This is a genomic window from Amycolatopsis kentuckyensis (genome assembly GCF_041679295.1).
GTDB lineage: Bacteria > Actinomycetota > Actinomycetes > Mycobacteriales > Pseudonocardiaceae > Amycolatopsis > Amycolatopsis kentuckyensis_A.
In genome coordinates, this window is sequence record NZ_JBGDMD010000005.1 from 187234 (window position 1) to 203728 (window position 16495).

Annotated in this window: 17 protein-coding genes; 8 read left to right on the forward strand and 9 right to left on the reverse strand. The window is 69.4% G+C overall.

The window, feature by feature from the left end:
* Positions 1 to 17: 17 nt before the first annotated feature.
* Together ACERZO_RS21875 and ACERZO_RS21880 are read left to right on the forward strand one after the other, a co-directional pair.
* Positions 18 to 440 carry a nuclear transport factor 2 family protein gene (locus tag ACERZO_RS21875; protein ID WP_372666585.1) on the forward strand — a complete coding sequence of 141 codons (423 nt, stop codon included), beginning with the start codon at positions 18 to 20 and terminating at the stop codon, positions 438 to 440.
* Between the two features lie 49 nt (positions 441 to 489).
* Entirely contained in the window at positions 490 to 1047 is a 558-nt protein-coding gene (locus ACERZO_RS21880; RefSeq protein WP_372666586.1) for a hypothetical protein, read from the forward strand.
* Between the two features lie 37 nt (positions 1048 to 1084).
* On the opposite strand, the gene ACERZO_RS21885 is transcribed toward ACERZO_RS21880, so the two are convergent.
* Together ACERZO_RS21885 and ACERZO_RS21890 are read right to left on the reverse strand one after the other, a co-directional pair.
* A complete protein-coding gene (locus ACERZO_RS21885) occupies positions 1085 to 2932 on the reverse strand; it encodes a glycosyltransferase family 39 protein (protein ID WP_372666587.1) in 1848 nt (615 codons plus the stop codon).
* Positions 2932 to 4188, reverse strand: a complete 1257-nt coding sequence (locus tag ACERZO_RS21890) for a glycosyltransferase (protein WP_372666588.1) — start codon at positions 4186 to 4188, stop codon at positions 2932 to 2934. Before ACERZO_RS21890 ends, ACERZO_RS21885 begins: the two co-directional genes overlap by 1 nt.
* Before the next feature lie 142 nt (positions 4189 to 4330).
* Here ACERZO_RS21890 and ACERZO_RS21895 point away from each other — a divergent pair, with 142 nt between their 5' ends.
* Positions 4331 to 5608 carry a helix-turn-helix domain-containing protein gene (locus ACERZO_RS21895; protein ID WP_372666589.1) on the forward strand — a complete coding sequence of 426 codons (1278 nt, stop codon included), beginning with the start codon at positions 4331 to 4333 and terminating at the stop codon, positions 5606 to 5608.
* Positions 5609 to 5623: 15 nt separating this feature from the next.
* On the opposite strand, the gene ACERZO_RS21900 is transcribed toward ACERZO_RS21895, so the two are convergent.
* Positions 5624 to 6601: a hypothetical protein gene (locus tag ACERZO_RS21900; protein WP_372666590.1), complete on the reverse strand. Its 978-nt coding sequence runs from the start codon at positions 6599 to 6601 to the stop codon at positions 5624 to 5626.
* Between the two features lie 270 nt (positions 6602 to 6871).
* Here ACERZO_RS21900 and ACERZO_RS21905 point away from each other — a divergent pair, with 270 nt between their 5' ends.
* The 3 genes from ACERZO_RS21905 to ACERZO_RS21915 are packed head-to-tail and all read left to right on the forward strand — an operon-like array spanning position 6872 to position 9301.
* The gene (locus tag ACERZO_RS21905) at positions 6872 to 7690 is read left to right on the forward strand and encodes a hypothetical protein (protein WP_372666591.1); all 819 of its coding nucleotides are present in this window, start codon (positions 6872 to 6874) and stop codon (positions 7688 to 7690) included.
* Positions 7672 to 8283: a dCTP deaminase gene (gene dcd / locus ACERZO_RS21910; RefSeq protein WP_372666592.1), complete on the forward strand. Its 612-nt coding sequence runs from the start codon at positions 7672 to 7674 to the stop codon at positions 8281 to 8283. Before ACERZO_RS21905 ends, dcd begins: the two co-directional genes overlap by 19 nt.
* Positions 8267 to 9301 (forward strand): thiamine-phosphate kinase, encoded by a 1035-nt coding sequence (locus ACERZO_RS21915; RefSeq protein ID WP_372666593.1) that lies wholly within the window; start codon positions 8267 to 8269, stop codon positions 9299 to 9301. The genes dcd and ACERZO_RS21915 overlap by 17 nt, the downstream gene beginning before the upstream one ends.
* Here the strand turns inward: ACERZO_RS21915 and ACERZO_RS21920 are convergent.
* From ACERZO_RS21920 to ACERZO_RS21935, 4 genes are all read right to left on the reverse strand, one after another.
* Positions 9298 to 9915 (reverse strand): hypothetical protein, encoded by a 618-nt coding sequence (locus tag ACERZO_RS21920; protein ID WP_372666594.1) that lies wholly within the window; start codon positions 9913 to 9915, stop codon positions 9298 to 9300. The two genes, ACERZO_RS21915 and ACERZO_RS21920, sit on opposite strands and share 4 nt — an antisense overlap.
* Positions 9912 to 10184: a hypothetical protein gene (locus tag ACERZO_RS21925; protein ID WP_372666595.1), complete on the reverse strand. Its 273-nt coding sequence runs from the start codon at positions 10182 to 10184 to the stop codon at positions 9912 to 9914. The genes ACERZO_RS21920 and ACERZO_RS21925 overlap by 4 nt, the downstream gene beginning before the upstream one ends.
* Positions 10185 to 10266: 82 nt before the next feature.
* Complete coding sequence (locus tag ACERZO_RS21930) at positions 10267 to 10929, reverse strand: Crp/Fnr family transcriptional regulator (protein WP_372666596.1); 663 nt, start codon at positions 10927 to 10929, stop codon at positions 10267 to 10269.
* A gap of 22 nt (positions 10930 to 10951) precedes the next feature.
* Positions 10952 to 11569, reverse strand: coding sequence for a hypothetical protein (locus tag ACERZO_RS21935; protein ID WP_372666597.1), 618 nt, complete (start codon positions 11567 to 11569; stop codon positions 10952 to 10954).
* Between the two features lie 235 nt (positions 11570 to 11804).
* On the opposite strand from ACERZO_RS21935, the gene ACERZO_RS21940 reads away from it, so the two are divergent.
* The gene (locus tag ACERZO_RS21940) at positions 11805 to 12860 is read left to right on the forward strand and encodes a helix-turn-helix domain-containing protein (RefSeq protein ID WP_372666598.1); all 1056 of its coding nucleotides are present in this window, start codon (positions 11805 to 11807) and stop codon (positions 12858 to 12860) included.
* On the forward strand, positions 12857 to 14023 hold the full coding sequence (locus tag ACERZO_RS21945; protein WP_372666599.1) for a hypothetical protein: 1167 nt from the start codon (positions 12857 to 12859) through the stop codon (positions 14021 to 14023). Before ACERZO_RS21940 ends, ACERZO_RS21945 begins: the two co-directional genes overlap by 4 nt.
* Here the strand turns inward: ACERZO_RS21945 and ACERZO_RS21950 are convergent.
* Positions 13974 to 14525, reverse strand: a complete 552-nt coding sequence (locus ACERZO_RS21950; protein ID WP_372666600.1) for a GNAT family N-acetyltransferase — start codon at positions 14523 to 14525, stop codon at positions 13974 to 13976. The two genes, ACERZO_RS21945 and ACERZO_RS21950, sit on opposite strands and share 50 nt — an antisense overlap.
* A 99-nt stretch (positions 14526 to 14624) precedes the next feature.
* Positions 14625 to 16493 carry a glycosyltransferase family 39 protein gene (locus tag ACERZO_RS21955; RefSeq protein WP_372666601.1) on the reverse strand — a complete coding sequence of 623 codons (1869 nt, stop codon included), beginning with the start codon at positions 16491 to 16493 and terminating at the stop codon, positions 14625 to 14627.
* Positions 16494 to 16495: the final 2 nt, after the last annotated feature.

Consider the following 16495-nt stretch of genomic DNA (forward strand, 5'->3'; position numbering starts at 1 on the left):
TCTGTACGCTCGTCCCCGTGAACGATCACCGCGCGCTCGAAAACCTGGTCTACTCCTACGCGTCGCTGGTCGACGCGGGGGACTTCGACGGCGTGGGCGAGCTGTTCGCCGACGGCGCCTTCGTCGGCAGCGGCGGGGTTTTCCGCGGCGCCGAGGTCGCGCGGATGCTGCGCGACACGGTGATCGTGTACGAGGACGGGACCCCGCGCACCAAGCACGTGACGACGAACGTCGCCCTCGAGGTGGCCGGCGACACCGCGTCCGGGCGGGCGTACTTCACGGTGCTGCAGGCGGTGCCCGGGTTGCCGCTGCAGACCATCGCGGCCGGCCGGTACGCGGACCGGTTCACGCGCACCGCCGGCGGGTGGCGATTCACCGAGCGCCGCGCCGCGGTGGATCTCGTCGGGAACGTCGGCCACCACCTGCGGCCCCGGCCGTAACGAGCCGCTGACCTGCGACGATTTCGGTTTAACGACCGAAGGAGCGGCCATGGGCGCAGCGTCGCACGACTCACGGCCGCTGATGGTCTACGGCCTGCGCTTCCCCGGCGCCACAGTGGACGAAGGCGACCTGCTCGCCGTGGTCGAGCTGCAGGCCCAGCTCGGGTCGGCCGTGCGGCTCGTCGAAGCCGAGGCGGTCACCGACAACGAACTGTGCGACGACCTCATCCTGATCGGTGGCAATTCACTCACCGAAAGGGTTCTCGACCGCCTGGACGGCGTGCTCTCGCTCGGGTTCGCCGAGAACGGCTCGTCGGTCTACGACCGCAAGTCCGGCTTCGCGGCCTCGCCGCGCTTCGACGACGCCGGTGAGCCACGCGTCGACTACGGTCTGGTCATCCGCGCGGCGAACCCCTTCGCCCCGGAGACCGCGGAGGTCGTGGTCGTCGCCGGGTGCGGGGGCCACGGGACCGCCGCCGCGGCCGAGGCGTTCGACGAAGCCGAAGCCCTCGGCGGGTACCGGCACTTCGAGGCGCTCGTCGAGACGACCGTCTTCCGCGGTTCGCACCGCGACACGTTCGTCCGCGAAGCGCGCGGGATCGCGTGAAACCGCCCGGGCCTCCGCGAGGAAGCCCGGGCGATGGTCACTTCTGCAGGTCGTAGACCGTCTGGCCGTCGACTGTCGTGGCGGTGAAGTTCGCCGTCACCCACGCGGTGATCTCCGACGAGCCGCCTCCCGGGCCGCTACCGCGGCCGCCGTCGATGTAGTACTCGATCTCGCCGGCCGCGACGTACGCCTTGAACTCGTCGAGCGTCGGCGCCGGGTCGGAGCCGCTCCAGCCGCCGATGCCGATCACGGCCTTGCCACTGGCCAGCTCCAGCGACGCCGCGTTCTGCGAGCCCGTCGTCGCCGCGGCCCACTTCGTCGTCGTCTTCGCCAGCAGTTCGCCGACCGCGTTCGAGGACGACTCGGGGTCGCCGCCGAAGCCGCCGCCCATCGCGCTCGACGTCGGTCCCGAGGTCGGGATCGAGCCGCTGTGCGCGATCGACGCCGTCTCGACGCCGTAGGCCGCCGTCGACACCCCGATCGCAAGCACCACCGCCGCCGCCACGACCGTGGCCGCCTTGCGGACGGTGGGCACGCCCATCACCAGCACCGTCCCGGCGAGGACCCCGAGCACCGCGACGATCCAGCGCAGCGCCGGGAACCAGTCCGGCGTGCGGTCGAGCAGGATGAACGACCACACCGCCGTCGCGACGACCATGCCGGCCAGCGTCGCCCGCGGGCCCGGGTTGGCCCGGCCCTGCCACAGCGCGCGGCCCGAGATCGCGACCAGCGCGGCGATCGCCGGGGCGAGCGCGACCGAGTAGTACGGGTGCACGATGCCGCTCATGTAGCTGAACACCAGCGCAGTGACGACCAGCCAGCCGCCCCACAGCACCAGCGCCAGGCGCGTCCGGTCGGTGCGCGGCGCGCGGCGGGTGAACCACAGCCCGGCGACCAGGCCGATCAGCGCGGCGGGCAGCAGCCACGAGATCTCCGTGCCGAAGCTCGACCCGAACATCCGGAAGAGCCCGGACGCGCCGCCGAAGCCGGTGTTGCCGCCGCCCATGCCGCCGCCACCGCCCGGGCCACCGCCGTCGCCGCCGCCGAAGATGCGCGACAACCCGTTGTAGCCCAACGCGAGTTCGAGCAGGCTGTCCCCTTCGGACCCGCCGATGTAGGGCCGCGACGCCGTCGGCCAGAGGTCGACCAGCGCGATGTACCAGCCCGCCGAGACGACCAGCGCCACGACCGCGCCGCCGAGGTGCAGCAAGCGCTTGCCGAGCGACGTCGGCGCCGCGATCAGGTACACCAGGCCGAACGCCGGCAGCACCAGGAACGCCTGCATCATCTTCGTCAGGAAGCCGAACCCGATCGCGACGCCCGCCAGCGCGAGCCACTTGGGGCTGGCCTTTTCCGTTGCGCGCACGACGAAGTAGGCCCCGGCGACCATGAGGAGCACGAGCAGCGCGTCCGGGTTGTTGAACCGGAACATCAGCGCCGCCACCGGTGTCACGGCCAGCATCGCGCCGGCCATCAGCCCGGCGATCGGGCCGGAGGTCCGTTTCACCGTCAGGTAAAGGATTCCGACGGACGCGACGCCCATCAGCGCCTGCGGGGCGAGCACGGTGAAGCTGGAGAAGCCGAAGATCCGCGCGAAGGCCGTGGCGACCCACAGCGCCGCGGGCGGCTTGTCGACCGTCAGCACGTTGCCCGAGTCGAGCGACCCGAACAGCCACGCCTTCCAGTCCTGCGTCCCGGACTGCACGGCGGCGGCGTAGAAGCTGTTGCCGTAGCCGGAGGCGGTGAGGTTCCAGAAGTAGAGCACGGCGGTCGCGGCCAGCAGCCCGAACACCGACGGGCGGACCCAGCGCGGCGGTGCGTGCGCGCCGGATTCCCTGCGGTGCCGCGGTTCCTGCGTCACGGGGTCGGACAGGACGGCGGTCATCAGAACTCCTTCTGGGTAGCGGCCTGGCGGCGCGGGTTGAAGACCCAGCCGCGCAGGAGCAGGAACCGGAGCACCGTCGCGGCGAGGTTCGCCAGCACGAGCACGGTGATCTCCAGGACCAGGCCGGGGGTGGTGGATCCGTTGAGCAGGGCCAGCGCCCCACTCGTCAGGGCGAGGCCGAGGCCGAAGACGATCAGCCCTTCGAACTGGTGGCGCCCGGCGCCGGAGCGCCCGCGGATGCCGAAGGTGAGCCGCCGGTTCAGCGCGGTGTTCCCGATCGCCGTCACCAGCAGCGAGGTGAAGTTCGCCGCCTGCGCGCCGACGACCGTGCGCAGCAGCAGGAAGAGGACCAGGTAGGCGAGCGTGCTGCTGACGCCGATGGCGGCGAACCGCACGAGCTGCGTCACCAGCCGCGGCGGCACCCCGGGCGCTTCGACGCCGATCGGCTGGCGGCCGAGCTGCTCGCGCAGCCTGCTGATCGGGATCTCGCCGGTGAAGGTGGCCTTCGTGACGCGGGCGATGCCCTTGAGGTCCGCGGTGGCGGTCTTGACGATGTTGACCGACGAGTCGGGGTCGTCGACCCAGTCGACGGGCACCTCGTGGATTCGCAGCCCGGCGCGTTGCGCGAGGACGAGCAGCTCGGTGTCGAAGAACCAGCCGGTGTCCTCGACGTGGGGGAGCAGCTCGCGGGCGACGTCGGCGCGGATGGCCTTGAAGCCGCACTGGGCGTCGCTGAACTTCGCGGCGAGGGTGGACTTGAGGATGAGGTTGTAGGCCCGCGAGATGAACTCGCGCTTCGGCCCCCGCACGACTCGCGCCCCCCGGGCGAGCCTGCTGCCGATGGCGAGGTCCGAGTGCCCCGAGAGCAGCGGGGCGACGAGCGGCCCGAGCGCGGCGAGATCGGTGGAGAGGTCGACGTCCATGTAGGCGAGGACGGCGGCGTCGGAGGCCCGCCAGACGGCGTTGAGCGCGCGGCCGCGGCCTTTTTCGTCGAGGTGGTGGACGGCGACCTCGGGGAACTCGCGGGCGAGTCTTTCCGCCACCCGCAGCGTGGAGTCGGTGCTCGCGTTGTCGGCGACGGTGATCCGGTACGGGTAGGAGACGTGCTCGGCCAGGTGCGCGTGCAGCCGGCGGATGCACGGTTCGAGGTCGGTCTCTTCGTTGTAGACCGGGATGACGACGTCGAGGACGGGCTGCGGGCCGGCCAGATCGACCGGGACGGTCCCGGGCCGTGCTGCGGAGGCGGTGGCTGTCATGCGTACTACGGTCGCGGGCCCCGCTTTGGTGATCGTGTGATCGCCCTGTGCGGTTGCTGTGCGCCGCGCCGGACGGCGGATAAACTGCCGGCGTGGGCCACCGTTCCGCTGATCTTCAGCGCGTACCCGAGTAGTTCGGCCGATGCCGAGTGCGTATCTCCATTCCACATCGACCGCGCCGCGGCCGACAGGTACTGATGTGGTAACGGCCGAGGACGTGGGCGCCGAACTGCGCCGGCTGCGCAAGGCAGCCGGGCAGACGCAGGCGGACGTGGCCAGGAAAGTCGGCGTCAGCCGGGCGAACCTGACCCAGTGGGAGACCGGGCGCTACCTGCCGTCGGCGGAGAACGCCCGGTTGCTCGACGATCACTTCCGCGCGGCGAACGCCCTGGTGGAGCTGGCCGAAGCCGCCCGCTCACCGGCCCCGGCGGCCGCCGGCACCCTGACCACTGCCGGCTCCCTGCTCGAGGTCTTCCGCCGGGCCGGGACCAGTCTCGCCGAGGAGCTGATCCGGGATCCGGACGGCCGCCCCGTCGGCTGGCGGCACAACCTCCAGAAGCGGGGTGCGCACACGACGCTCGCCACCGCCTACGGGATCTCGGCGATGGTCGTGGTAGGCGAGCCCTACATCGACCTACATGCGGTCGTCGAAGATCTCTACGAGAAGCGTTCCGACTTCGGCTGGCGTGGCCGGTCGGAAGGCCGCCGGCCCGAGGTCACGGCCGCGGTCGTGGGCGCCCTGTTCCAGGCCAGCACCGTCCTCACCGCCGAGGACGGGCTGACCTATCTGGAACGCTCACTCGACGAGCGCGCGCGGACGCGACCGTTCCTGCTCGCTGCCGCACTGCGCACCTCGGTCCGGCTCGGGCCGGACGCCCCCCTCACCCGGCGCCTGACCGACGACCTCCTCGCGGCCCGGCTCGACTTCGACGGCGTCCCCCTCTGGGGCGAGAAGAAGGAAGAAGTCCTGTTCTCCCCGGAGCCCTCCACCGCGCACACGGCGAGGGCGGTGGTGGCCCTGCGCGAACTGCTGCGTGCCGGGCGGGGGACCGACGAAGCCCGCGAGGCCGTCGACGTCGGCACCCGGTGGCTCATCGAGCGGGTCCACCCGGACGACGGAGTGTCGGAGGACCTCGCTCTGGCGCAGCCGGGAGGGCGGCCGGACGTGCGGGTCACGATCAAGCACTTCACCTCCGCCTGGGTCCTCCAGGCGCTGGCCGAGGCACCACAAGTGCCGGTGGCCAGGCTGAGCCGCGCGCTGAACTCGTTGTGGGAACGCTACGAACCTTCGCGCGGCCTGTGGGCTTGGGGCAGTGGCGATCTCCCGATCTGGATGACGCTCGACGCCGTGACGGCTCTGCGCGCCGTCGCGTTGGCCTTTCCCGCCCCGCAGTTCCTTCCTCCTGCGTCCGCTGAGTAGTCAGCTGGATCGGCTTCAGTGGTATGGGCTCTTTGAGCTGAACGCGAGTTCGCGAATCGCGCCGAGCGGAATTCCTTCCAGGGTCTGCTCGGTGATTCCAACGTTGCGGAGTACTCGGAAGACGTCGTCTTCGGTCACCTTTTCTTTTTCTGCGGGCAGGCGTATGTCGGTTTTTGCCTTCAGGGTAGGTTTGATGGACTCGAAGCGGATGTCGAAGTTTGCGCGACGTGCGTAGTAGAAGGACAGTTTGTCCTCGCGTCTGGGGAAGATTTCGGCAGGAAAACGCAGGTCCTCGTTCGTCTGAATTACCCAGTCGGATGAGATGTCATAGCGGAACGTGTCGAAGCTGGACTTCAGTCTTATGTCGACGACCAGGAATTCGTGCTGCTGGTGCCAGTAGGCGGCGAAAATCGTCGCAAGGCAGCCGATTTGAACGTGTACTGTCGTCCAGGTTATGTCGGTCGGGCTTTCGCGGCGACGTGAGAGCTTGGCTCGGTAGTCGGCATACTCTTGGCAGCAGTCGATGTTTTGTGGATCCAGTATCTGCAGTTGAACTCGCCAGTGAGCGCCAGTGCTCGTTTCGCGTGCCCGTGCGGCCAGATTGGGCAGTGTCCAAGACCGAGTAAATGAACCGGTGCCACCATCGAACTGCCACATGTTCGTAGTGGTCATTGATTTCTCGAAGGCCTTCTGTTTGTTGGCTGGCGTAGCCAGTAGTAGTCCGGCCGATTCTCGGGTGAGATTGCTTTCGATTCCTTCGACTCCGTCTTTGACTTCTTCTGTCAATCGGGCAATTTTGTCGATGCTCTGATCGTTGATCTCTTGACGCAAGGCTTGTTTAAAATTCGAAAATCCGAGAACGGCCAAAGTTGCGAGAGTTGCGGCGAGGAGTGTTTTCGTGTCGTTCACTACGTCGGTCGCGCCGAGTGCGGCCACTGTCGCGGCCGCGAAGAGAACGACGAGCTGTTCCGGCTCTCGTCGAGCTCCGCGCATCAGTCGAGCTCTTCGGCTGGGAGGAGTTGGCGTGGAGCGTGAGTTGTCGGGGCTCATCGTCATGGTCGCCTCTCGTCGTCGGGATGACAGTCAGTTGGTTGCTTCTCGATGTCCACACTGATGGCCGCTTGACGAAATGCGGGCAGCTGTGGTCCGTGCGGGAAGCGTCGGTTCTGGTCGATGTTGGGGCAGCTATCATGGATGCGCAGCCGGAACGATTCACGCTGAGAGAGTGATCATGGCGAAGAGGTATGACGCTTGCTGTGACAGATGGTGCGGGTGACGGTGTCCGGGTCGCAGCCACACGTAGCGTCCACGCAGGGAGCCGGTCAGCCGGTTGCCGCGGCGCAGAAACGAGTCTCGGATGTGGCCGGTTCGTGGTTCGCGTCCGGTCTTGTCTCCGTGTTGACCGAGGCCGCTCCCGATGTGCCGCAACTAGTTGCGGCTGCTGAGTTGGTGCGAGACGACCCGCACGCCTTCGGCTGCTGGCTGAAGGAGGCAACCCGAGACTCGCGGGAACTGAAGGCAATGGCCGCGCGTTCGTACTGGCATTCCAACGGCTTCGCGAAACTTGTGCTTCATACTTCGGTCGAGCCCGAGTTCAAGATTCGCATGCACGTCTGGCCCAGGTCAGGGGCTTCGAGGCGGGGAGAGCCGAACCCGCACAGTCACCGTTGGGAGTTCGCGTCGACTGTGCTGGCCGGCCGAGGCGTCGTCGTACCTGAGTACCGCGAGGCGTCGGAAGGAGGAGATCTGTTCGGCCGCTATCGCTACGGCACGGACCCGGATGCGCCGGAGGCACTCGTCGCCGACGGGTCCGTCCGGCTGGTCAAGGTCAAGTCGCCACGCGTGTTTCGAGGCGACGTCTACTCGTGTGGCACCGATGTGATCCACACTCTTGAGCCGTTGGGAACGGATTTGACGGCGACGTTAGTCATCCAGGGGTCGCATCGCGAATCAACGACTGTCGTGTTCCGTGCCCGGGGTCGTAGCGGGGAGCAGCCCAACCGTCGGTTGTCGGAAGCGGAGTTCCGGCAGATCGTGGCCGAAGTCGTGACTGAGGTCTGCGGATGTTCCTCTCCTCGATAAACCGGTTCTCGCGCTTTAGGCGCCGCGGTGTCCTGACCGATCGCGCCATCCGGCGCGCTTATGCCGAGGGGGAACTCTTCGTCGAACCGTTCGAGCCGGCCCTGGTCCGCCCGGCCGCGCTCAGCCTTCGGCTCGGTCACGAGGCGTTCTCCCTCGTGACCGAGGGGCCGGTCGACGTCGCGGACCGAGCGACGCACCCCAGCCTGGTGCCGAAGGCCCTGGACGCGAACGGCCGGCTGGCCGTCGAGCCCGGCGAGGTCGTCCTCGCGCCGACACTGGAGAAGATCGGCCTCTCCAAGAATTTGGCCGGTCTCGTCGACGGCACCAGCGATTACGCACGGCTCGGCATCGGTGTCGTGCTGTGCGGTCAAGTGAGCCCCGGGTTCGGCTGGGACACCGGGGCTGTGCTGACTCTGGAAATCGTGAACCACCTGCGGCACCCCGTGCTGCTGTATCCGAGCGCCCGGGTTTGCAACTTGATGCTGTTCGCTTCGACGGGAAGCGAGCGGTTGTACGGCGCCACGCCGCACAACTATTCCGGCGATCACGCGGTCGTGGCGTCCCGATTGGCGGATCATGTCCGGCGCCCCTGAGACTCTCGGCGACCTCGGTGAGCAGCTGATCCAGCGGAAAATCCTCCAGCCGAGGTACGGCGGCACGGAAGGCTTCGGCGACGACAGCGCCTTCCTGGCGCGAATCGAAGCGCCGAGCGAACTCGTCGCGACCACCGACAGCTGCCCGAGTCCCGTGGTCGACCTCCTCGCCGAACCCGACTTCTTCCACGCGGGCTGGCTGCTGGCCACGATCAACCTCTCCGATCTGGCCGCCGCCGGGGCGGAGCCGCTGGGGCTCGTCGTCAACTACACGTTGCCCAAGTCGACCACCGTCCGCGAGTTCGAGCGGCTGCTCGACGGTGTGGACGCCTGCTGCGCCGAGCACCGCACGAAAGTCGTCGGCGGCGATATCCGCGACGGTGCCGCGAAGCAGTTGACGGCGACAGCGATCGGCCGGTGCGCTCCGGGCCGCCGGCTCCGGCGGTCCGGAGCCAAGGCCGGGGACAGCTTGCTGCTGGTCGGTTCCCCGGGCTACCTCTGGGCCGCGGTCCTGCTGGAAACCGGGCGGGCGACTCTGCCCGAGCCGGTGCGGTCCGAGGTGTGGCGCCGGGCGTCCCGCCCGGTGGCGCAACTGGCGGCGGGGCGGCTCCTGGCGGCCACCGGGCACGCGCGGGCCGCGATGGATGTTTCCGATGGCCTGTTCGCCACCGTCCGCACCCTGTGCGAGGCGAACGGGCTCGGTGCGAGGATCACCGGCGACTTCGTGCTCGACGAGCCGGTGGCGGAGGTCGCCGCCCAGTGTGGGCTCCGGCCGTTCGACCTCGCGCAGACGTGGGGCGACTGGGGGCTGGTGGTCGCGGTCCGGGACGCCGGCCAGGCCACGAAGGCGTTGGCCGAAGAAGGCATCCCGGCTCAGGAACTCGGGGTGCTCACCGTGGACCCCGCCATCACGCGGGGAACCGCTCCCTGGCGGGGGATCGCCCAGGAGCGGTTCTCGACGAATTCGTGGCACGGTGGTGAACTGTCCACATTGCTCACCGAGGTGCTCGGCCGCTAGCTGTGTGCCCGCAACGGAACCACGTTGCTCGGCAGGACCGTCCGCTCGCGCGGGGCCTCGGTCGGGCTGATCGTCAGCGTCACCAGGCTCGCGTACTTCGGGTGGCGGTCGACGTACACCTGCGGGACCGCGCACGCCGCCGCGAGGACCGCGCGGTGGCGGTGCAGGTGCTCGAACGCCTCGTGGCCGAACAGCGACACCACGATGTCGCCGCCGCGGGGGCGGGACCACAGGATCGCCGGCCGGCGCCCGCCGGGGAGGCGCAGCAGCGGGAACGCCGCGCGCAGCCGGTGCTGCAGGCGGATCGCGCCGAGCCGGGCCCGCACCTGGCGGCGGCGCAGCAGGGCCACGCCGAGCGCGCCGGCGAGGACCGCCGTCGCCCACAGCGGGCCGGCCCACAGCGCGAACGTCACCAGGGCGTACGGCAGCAGCGTCACCGCCAGGATTTCCCACCGCCAGTGGTAGAGCCGGGCGGGGAACGACGCTTGCCTGCTGGTCATTTCCGTGCTCCTTCCGGTGAACCGGCGGCGCAGGAGGCCGCCGAGGTGGCGCGAGAGGCGTCCGGCGGCGACGCCGAGCACGAGGGCCGCGACGATCACCGTCCCGGACGTCATGTCGGGATCCGGGTCTTCGCGGCGGGCTCGGGCCGGCGGTCGCGGTCCCGGCCGAGCTGCCAGGTCCAGCGCCACGCCGCCCAGATCGCGACGACGGAACCCAGCAGGATCAGCACGAACGCCTGGCCGACGAGCCCGTCGAGCGGCGCGAGCCGCAACAGCACCAGCAGCGCCCACAGCTGGGTCGCGGTGAACGGGATGACGAGCCCGGCCGCGTAGACGCCCCGGCGCCAGCGGCTGCGGCCCGGTGGGTTGGTGTAGGGGTCCATGACAATGCCCTCCTCTGCCCGTGGATCCAGGAAACCTCCGGCTCGCCGCTGCTTCTGTGTCAGCTGACACAGAAGGCGGGATTCAGCTCGCCAGCCGCCGAAGTTCGGCCATGCGGTGGATCGTCACCTGTCTTCTGCCGGTGCTGATGACGCCTTGACGCCGCAGGTCGCGCGTCACGCGTGCCCAGGACTCGCGGGAGATGGCCGCCGTCATCGCCAGTTCGGCCTGGGTGGCCGGGACGGCGATCTCGATGTCCCGGCCGCGCGGCACGCCGTGCTGGACGGCGAGCTGCATCAGCTGCGCGGCCACCCGCCGGGCCGCGGCGCCGCCCCCGAGTTCGAGCCACTGCCGGCCGACCGACCGCAGTCGCGTCGACAGCACCTGCAGCAGCGCCCAGGAGATCCGCGACCGCGTCCGGCACAGCGAGGCGAACCGGTCGCCGGGAACTTCCAGGACTTCGACGTCGTCGAGCGCTTCGACGGTCGCCGAGCGCGGCTGCGCGTCGATCGCGGCCAGCTCGCCGATGACGTCCCCGGTGCCGCGCACCCCCACGACGACCTCGCGCCCGTCCGGCGTCCCGTGCACGATCCGCACGTGCCCGGCCAGCAGCACCACCACGACGCTGGACCGGTCGCCTTCCCGGCAGAGGGTTCCGCCGCGCGGGTAGGACCGCCGCGTCGCGGACTCCGCCAGCACCCGGCGATCGGCCGGCCCCAGCCCGGCCCAGAATCCCGTCGGTTCCACATCCCCACCTCGCTTCCGGTCCCTACGCGGTCAGCCCCTCCTCCGGCGCGCCGGCTTCGGGCGTGTGGAGCCAGCCCCGGAGCCGTTCTTCGCCGATCTTGATGTGGACGGCCTGGGTGAACGCCGTGCGGTCGATGCCGGCGTAGCCGTGCCGCACGACCGCGCGGTGGATCTCCTGGGAAATGGCGAGCGCGAGCGGCCCGGAGGTCTCCTTCAGCCGCCGCTTCAGCTCGGGGGCGTCGAGCAGCCGGCAGGTGATGTCGACGTCTTCGCCGTACAGCCCGCGGCTGTCCCGGTGCACCTCGCCGGCGTGGATCGCGACGCGGAGCCGGAAGGCGAGGTCCGGAAGGTCCTGGGCGTGCTTCTCCAGCAGATCGGCGAGTGCCGGGACGAAGGTGGCGAGCAGCAGCGTCTTGGGCACCTGGTCGAAGGGCCGCACGAGGCACAGCGCGCCGTCGCCGCGGTCGACGAAGGCGTCCCGGTGCTTGCGGCCGATCCCGGCGATCGTGAATGCCTCTTCGAGCAGCTGGTAGAGGACGTTCCGGAGCAGGGCTCGCACCGAGTTCGGGTGTTTGGTCGACCCCTCGATGTCGACCGCCACGATGGCCCGGTGCCGGGGTATGTCCGCTGGAGTACTCATTGGCCCGCTCCTGCCTTCAGGTATGAACTGAAGTTCAGTCAAGTTCACTGTAACGGGTGGAGTACCCTGGAACAACGGGGTTGAAGCGGCGTTACCTGTTCGCTGCGAGGAAGTTTGGGTATGCGTAACGTTTCAGTCTTCGGTTCGACAGGTTGCCCAGTGTGACTTTAGGTCGAGGTAGTACGATCAGCCCACTTTCCGCTCTGCTGAAATTTACTGAAGGGTGGCGGAGGCCGTGTCCCCAGCTGCGCCGCGCGCGCTCGCTCACCGGCTCAAAGAGTTGCGCGAGGAGCAGTGGCCGGCCGCCGGTTTGACGCAGGCCCAGCTGGCCCAGGCTCTCGGCGGTGTGAGCATCTCGCTCATCTCGTCGTGGGAGAACGTCGAGAAGCCGGTTCGTCCGCCCGTCAGGCGGCTCGAGGCCTACGCGACCCTCTTCTCGACGGAACGCTCGCTCGACGAGGGTGTTGTTCAAGTACTCCCGCTTGACGACCTGACGGACGAGGAGCACGTCCGGCGCAAGGAGCTCCTGGAAGAATTGTTGCGGCTTCGCGAGGGCAAGGAGCCCGTCAGGTCGCTGCCGACCGACGTCTGGACGTTCCCCGAGGGGCAGGACGTCGTCATCGTCTGCGCCGAACTACCGCCTGAACTGCGCAGTCACCTGAGTTACGCGGACCCGGAGAGTGCCGACTTCGTCACTCTCTACACTTACGCGGACCCGGATGCCCTGATCGAACTGTACGGGCACATCCGGGCGCGCAATCCCGACAACCGCGTCAGCTTCCACACGACCGAGGAGCTGACGCCCGACGATTACACGACGCACCTGGTACTCCTCGGTGGCGTCGACTGGAACACCGTCACCGCTGCCGTGATCGAGCGGGTGGACTTGCCGGTGGAACAGGTCGTTCGTGCCGAGGACGCCCCGACCAGCGAACCTGGCGGCTTCCGAGTGCAGCGTGACGGCGGGAGCGTGCTCTTCCCGCCACTTCTTGACGACGAAGGTCACCTCATGGAAGACGTCGCACATTTTTACCGGGGCAAAAGTCCCTTCAACCGAAAGCGCACCGTGACCGTATGCAATGGTATGTACGGTCGTGGCACGCTGGGCGCGGTTCGGGCACTCACGGACATCCGTTTCCGTGACCGCAACGAGGCCTACCTGCGAGAGCGCTTCGGCGATGCAGAGGCGTTCAGCATTATCAGCCGGGTGCCAGTGGTCCAGGGGCAGGGCTTGACCCCTGACTGGACCATCGCCGCGAACCGGCTGCACGAATGGCCCGAGGCCGGATGAACGCGCGTCAGCACACCTCGCACAGGGGTCTGCTTACCCCCCTCGACGGTCCCCGTGCCGACGCGTCGATCGACGCGATCATCGTTCCCAACGGCCGGCCGGCCCGATATCTCGAACAGGCGATAACCGCGGCGAAGCGGCAGGAAGCACTGCTGGTCGTGCTGTGCAGCAAGCTGGCGACTGCCTCCAACGCGGCCGTCGAGGCCAGGCGAGCCGGTGCGGAGGTGGTCGCCATCGATACCGACTCGCTCCCTCCCAATCTCGTCCCCCAGCTCGCCACCGACCGGCTGCTCAAGTCCAGCCGGTACAACCGGAATACCGATACCGGCTTCAAACGCAACCTCGGTTTGCTCCTCGCTGTGCTCGCGGGGTGGGAGCGGATTTTTTTCCTCGACGACGACATCGAGCTACCCGAGCCGGAAGATCTGACGAAAGCAGCCGGCCTGCTCGACGATCATTTGCCGATCGTGGGCTTGGCGAATGCGGGGATGCCCGACAACTCGGTCGTCTGCCACGCGCTCCGGGAGGTGGGCGAGGCCCAGGACACCTTCATCGGAGGTGGCGCCCTCGCGGTGGGTGCGGCCGCGTTCGAATCGTTCTTCCCGGACATCTACAACGAAGACTGGTTCTTCCTCCTCGACGGCGTGCGGCTGCGCCCGGCCGCCGTTACGGGTCGGGCGTTCCAGCGGGACTACGACCCGTACCAGAGCGTGGTGCGTGCCCGGGGTGAAGAGCTGGGCGATACGTTGGCCGAAGGGATCTTCGGGTTGCTCGACAGCGGACGTGGGCTGACGGACGCCGGCGAACAGTACTGGGCGGAGTTCCTCCACAATCGCCGCCAGATCATCCGCGACGTGATCAAGCAGGTCCGGGCATCCGCGATCGACCCGGCTCGGCAGATGCGCATGGTGGCCGCTTTGGACGCGGGGTTCCGGCGGAGCCAGCTGATCAGTCCCGAATTCTGCGTACGCTACATCCGTGCGTGGCAGGCGGACTGCGTCCGCTGGGGCGGCCACCTCGACGAATTGCGCCGCCGGCACAGTGGTGGGCCGGGCGTGGAAAAGGCGCTCGCCACCCTGGGGATCGCGCACCTCGCCCAGTGGGGCGTCGACGTCACCGGCGCGACACCTCGATCTTCGGCTCCCCGCGCGGTTCCGGCGTGACCACCGTGAGGTCCTTGACCAGCACGTAGCAGCGTTCCGGGACCTGCAGGACGTTGCCGTTCGGCAGGGTCAGCTGCGCGTAGCAGGTGACCCTGCCGTGGCCCCAGTCCCCGTAGCCGAGGCGGTCGTACAGCCGGGCCGCCGCCGGGTTGTCCGTGCGGACCGCCAGCGCGACCCGCTCGTGGCCCAGGCCGGTCAGGTGCCGCTCCACCGCTTCCACCAGCGCCGCGCCGACGCCCCGGTTGCGCAGTTCGGGGTGAACCTGCAGGTGGGTGAGCAGCGCGACGCCCGGCAGGTGCCGGCGGATCGGCGGCTCTTCGGCTTCTTCGAGCCACAGGTAGACCGCGCCGGCCGGGCGGGCGCCCAGCCACGCGAAGAACAGCACGCCCTGGTCGTTCCGCTGGCGGATCCAGCGATCGATGAGGAATCCGCCGTCGCCGAGGGCCGCGGCGAACGGAAACAGGTCTGCGGAGCGGGCCCGCCCTACGTTGGGCTCGGTCATCTGCAGAAGCCTCCGTCCTCCCGGTACTTCCATAGTGCAGGAGGCGGCCCGGAGTTGACCAGGTCGTGCGGTACTGACCCTGCTTTCGTCGGTTCCCGGTCAGCCGGCGGCGGTGAGGTCGTACACCGTCACGCCGTCCACGGTGGACGACTGGTACGTCGAAGCCACCCACTCGGCGATCCGCTGGGCCGCGTCCGAACCGGTCGAGCCCTGCATCGTCATGCCGTCGCCGAGGAAGTAGTGGATCCGTCCGCTCGCGACGTACTGCTGGAACTGTTCCAGCGTCGGGTACGGGTCCGTCCCGTTGAAACCGCCGACCGCCATGACCGGGGCGCCGCCGGCGAGCTGGTAGCCGGCCGCCGCGTTCGAGAGGACCGTCGCCGCCGTCCAGGTGTACTTCGCCGCGTCCTGCCGGAGCAACGCCGTCAGCTCGGCGCCCGGCAGCGTCGTGCTCAGCAACGAACCGGGGCCGCCGCCGCGACCACCGCCGAAACCACCGCCCCGGAAGCCGCCGCCGAAGCCGGACGAGGGGCCCGCCGACGGGATCGCCCCGCTGTGCGTCGTCGCCGCGGTCGCCAGCGTGTACGCGCCGCTGCCGGACAGCAGCACGACCAGCGCGAAGACGGCCACCAGCGAGGCCGCCCACCGCGTCAGGTGGGCCGCGAAGAACAGCGCCACCGCCGCCAGCAGCCCGCCGACGAGCACTGTCGGCGCCAGCCACGGCTGCCACGACGACCCGGACAGCAGCAGGTACGTCGTCACCGCGGTCAGCGCCACCCCGCCGCTGAGCAGGCCGGACGCCACCGGGCGCGAGCGCAGCAGCCACAGCTGGACCGCCGCCGTGCCCACCAGCGCCGCGATCGCCGGGGCCAGCGCGACCGTGTAGTACGGGTGGATGATCCCGCCCATGTAGCTGAACACCAGCGCCGTCACCAGGAGCCAGCCGCCCCACAGCAGCAGGGCCGCCCGCGACCGGTCGGTGCGCGGCGCCCGGCGCGTGAACCACAGGCCGGCGCCCAGGGCGAGCAGGGCCGCGGGGATCAGCCACGCGATGCCGCCCGCCATCTCGCTCCCGAAGAGCCGCGTCAGGCCGGTCGAACCCCAGCCGCGGCCGCCTCCGCCGCCGACGCTGCCGACCTCGTCGCCGGTGATGCGGCCGAAGCCGTTGTAGCCGAAGACCAGTTCCCACAACGAGTTCGTCTGCGAACCGCCGATGTACGGCCGGTCCGCGGCCGGCCACAGCGCGACGACGACGAGGTACCAGCCCGCCGCGACCACGGTCGCCGCGAACGCGCCGAGCAGGTGCAGCAGCCGCTTGCCGAGCGACACCGGCGCCGCGACGAGGTACGCCACCGCGAACGCGGGCAGCACGAGGAACGCCTGCAGCATCTTCGCGAGAAAGCCGAACCCGACGGCGACACCGGCCAAGGCGAGCCACTTCGGGCTCGCCTTCTCGAGCGCGCGGACCACGCAGTACGCGCCGGCGACCAGGAGCAGCACGAGCAGCGCGTCCGGGTTGTTGAACCGGAACATCAGCGCCGCCGCCGGGGTCAGCGCGAGCACCAGGCCCGCCACCAGCCCGGCGGCCGGGCCGGAGGTCCGCTTGACCGTCGCGTGCAGCAGCCACACCGAACCGACGCCCATCAGCGCCTGCGGCACGAGGACGCTCCACGCGTTGACGCCGAACAGCCGGGCCGACAGGCCCATCACCCAGAGCGCGGCCGGGGTCTTGTCCACGGTGATCGCGTTCGCCGCGTCGCTCGACCCGAAGAACAGCGCCTTCCAGCTCTGCGAACCGGCTTGCGCGGCGGCGGAGTAGAAGGCGTTGGCCCAGCCCGAGGCGCCGAGGCCCCACAGGTAGAGCACCGCGGTGCCGAGCAGCAGCGCGGCCAGCGCCGGCCCGTGCCACGTCCGGCGAGCGGGTACTGCGGGCGTCACAACGGTTTCGCGTGATGCGAGAGCGGTCATGT

Bases quoted from the DNA above. Each gene is read 5' to 3' on its own strand.
- ACERZO_RS21880 (WP_372666586.1), top strand. From the start codon at position 490: ATGGGCGCAGCGTCGCACGACTCACGGCCGCTGATGGTCTACGGCCTG.
- ACERZO_RS21915 (WP_372666593.1), top strand. From the start codon at position 8,267: ATGTCCGGCGCCCCTGAGACTCTCGGCGACCTCGGTGAGCAGCTGATC.
- ACERZO_RS21885 (WP_372666587.1), bottom strand. From the start codon at position 2,932: ATGACCGCCGTCCTGTCCGACCCCGTGACGCAGGAACCGCGGCACCGC.
- ACERZO_RS21905 (WP_372666591.1), top strand. From the start codon at position 6,872: ATGGTGCGGGTGACGGTGTCCGGGTCGCAGCCACACGTAGCGTCCACG.
- ACERZO_RS21955 (WP_372666601.1), bottom strand. From the start codon at position 16,493: ATGACCGCTCTCGCATCACGCGAAACCGTTGTGACGCCCGCAGTACCC.
- ACERZO_RS21945 (WP_372666599.1), top strand. From the start codon at position 12,857: ATGAACGCGCGTCAGCACACCTCGCACAGGGGTCTGCTTACCCCCCTC.
- ACERZO_RS21895 (WP_372666589.1), top strand. From the start codon at position 4,331: ATGCCGAGTGCGTATCTCCATTCCACATCGACCGCGCCGCGGCCGACA.
- dcd (WP_372666592.1), top strand. From the start codon at position 7,672: ATGTTCCTCTCCTCGATAAACCGGTTCTCGCGCTTTAGGCGCCGCGGT.
- ACERZO_RS21920 (WP_372666594.1), bottom strand. From the start codon at position 9,915: ATGACGTCCGGGACGGTGATCGTCGCGGCCCTCGTGCTCGGCGTCGCC.
- ACERZO_RS21950 (WP_372666600.1), bottom strand. From the start codon at position 14,525: ATGACCGAGCCCAACGTAGGGCGGGCCCGCTCCGCAGACCTGTTTCCG.
- ACERZO_RS21900 (WP_372666590.1), bottom strand. From the start codon at position 6,601: ATGCGCGGAGCTCGACGAGAGCCGGAACAGCTCGTCGTTCTCTTCGCG.
- ACERZO_RS21925 (WP_372666595.1), bottom strand. From the start codon at position 10,184: ATGGACCCCTACACCAACCCACCGGGCCGCAGCCGCTGGCGCCGGGGC.
- ACERZO_RS21890 (WP_372666588.1), bottom strand. From the start codon at position 4,188: ATGACAGCCACCGCCTCCGCAGCACGGCCCGGGACCGTCCCGGTCGAT.
- ACERZO_RS21935 (WP_372666597.1), bottom strand. From the start codon at position 11,569: ATGAGTACTCCAGCGGACATACCCCGGCACCGGGCCATCGTGGCGGTC.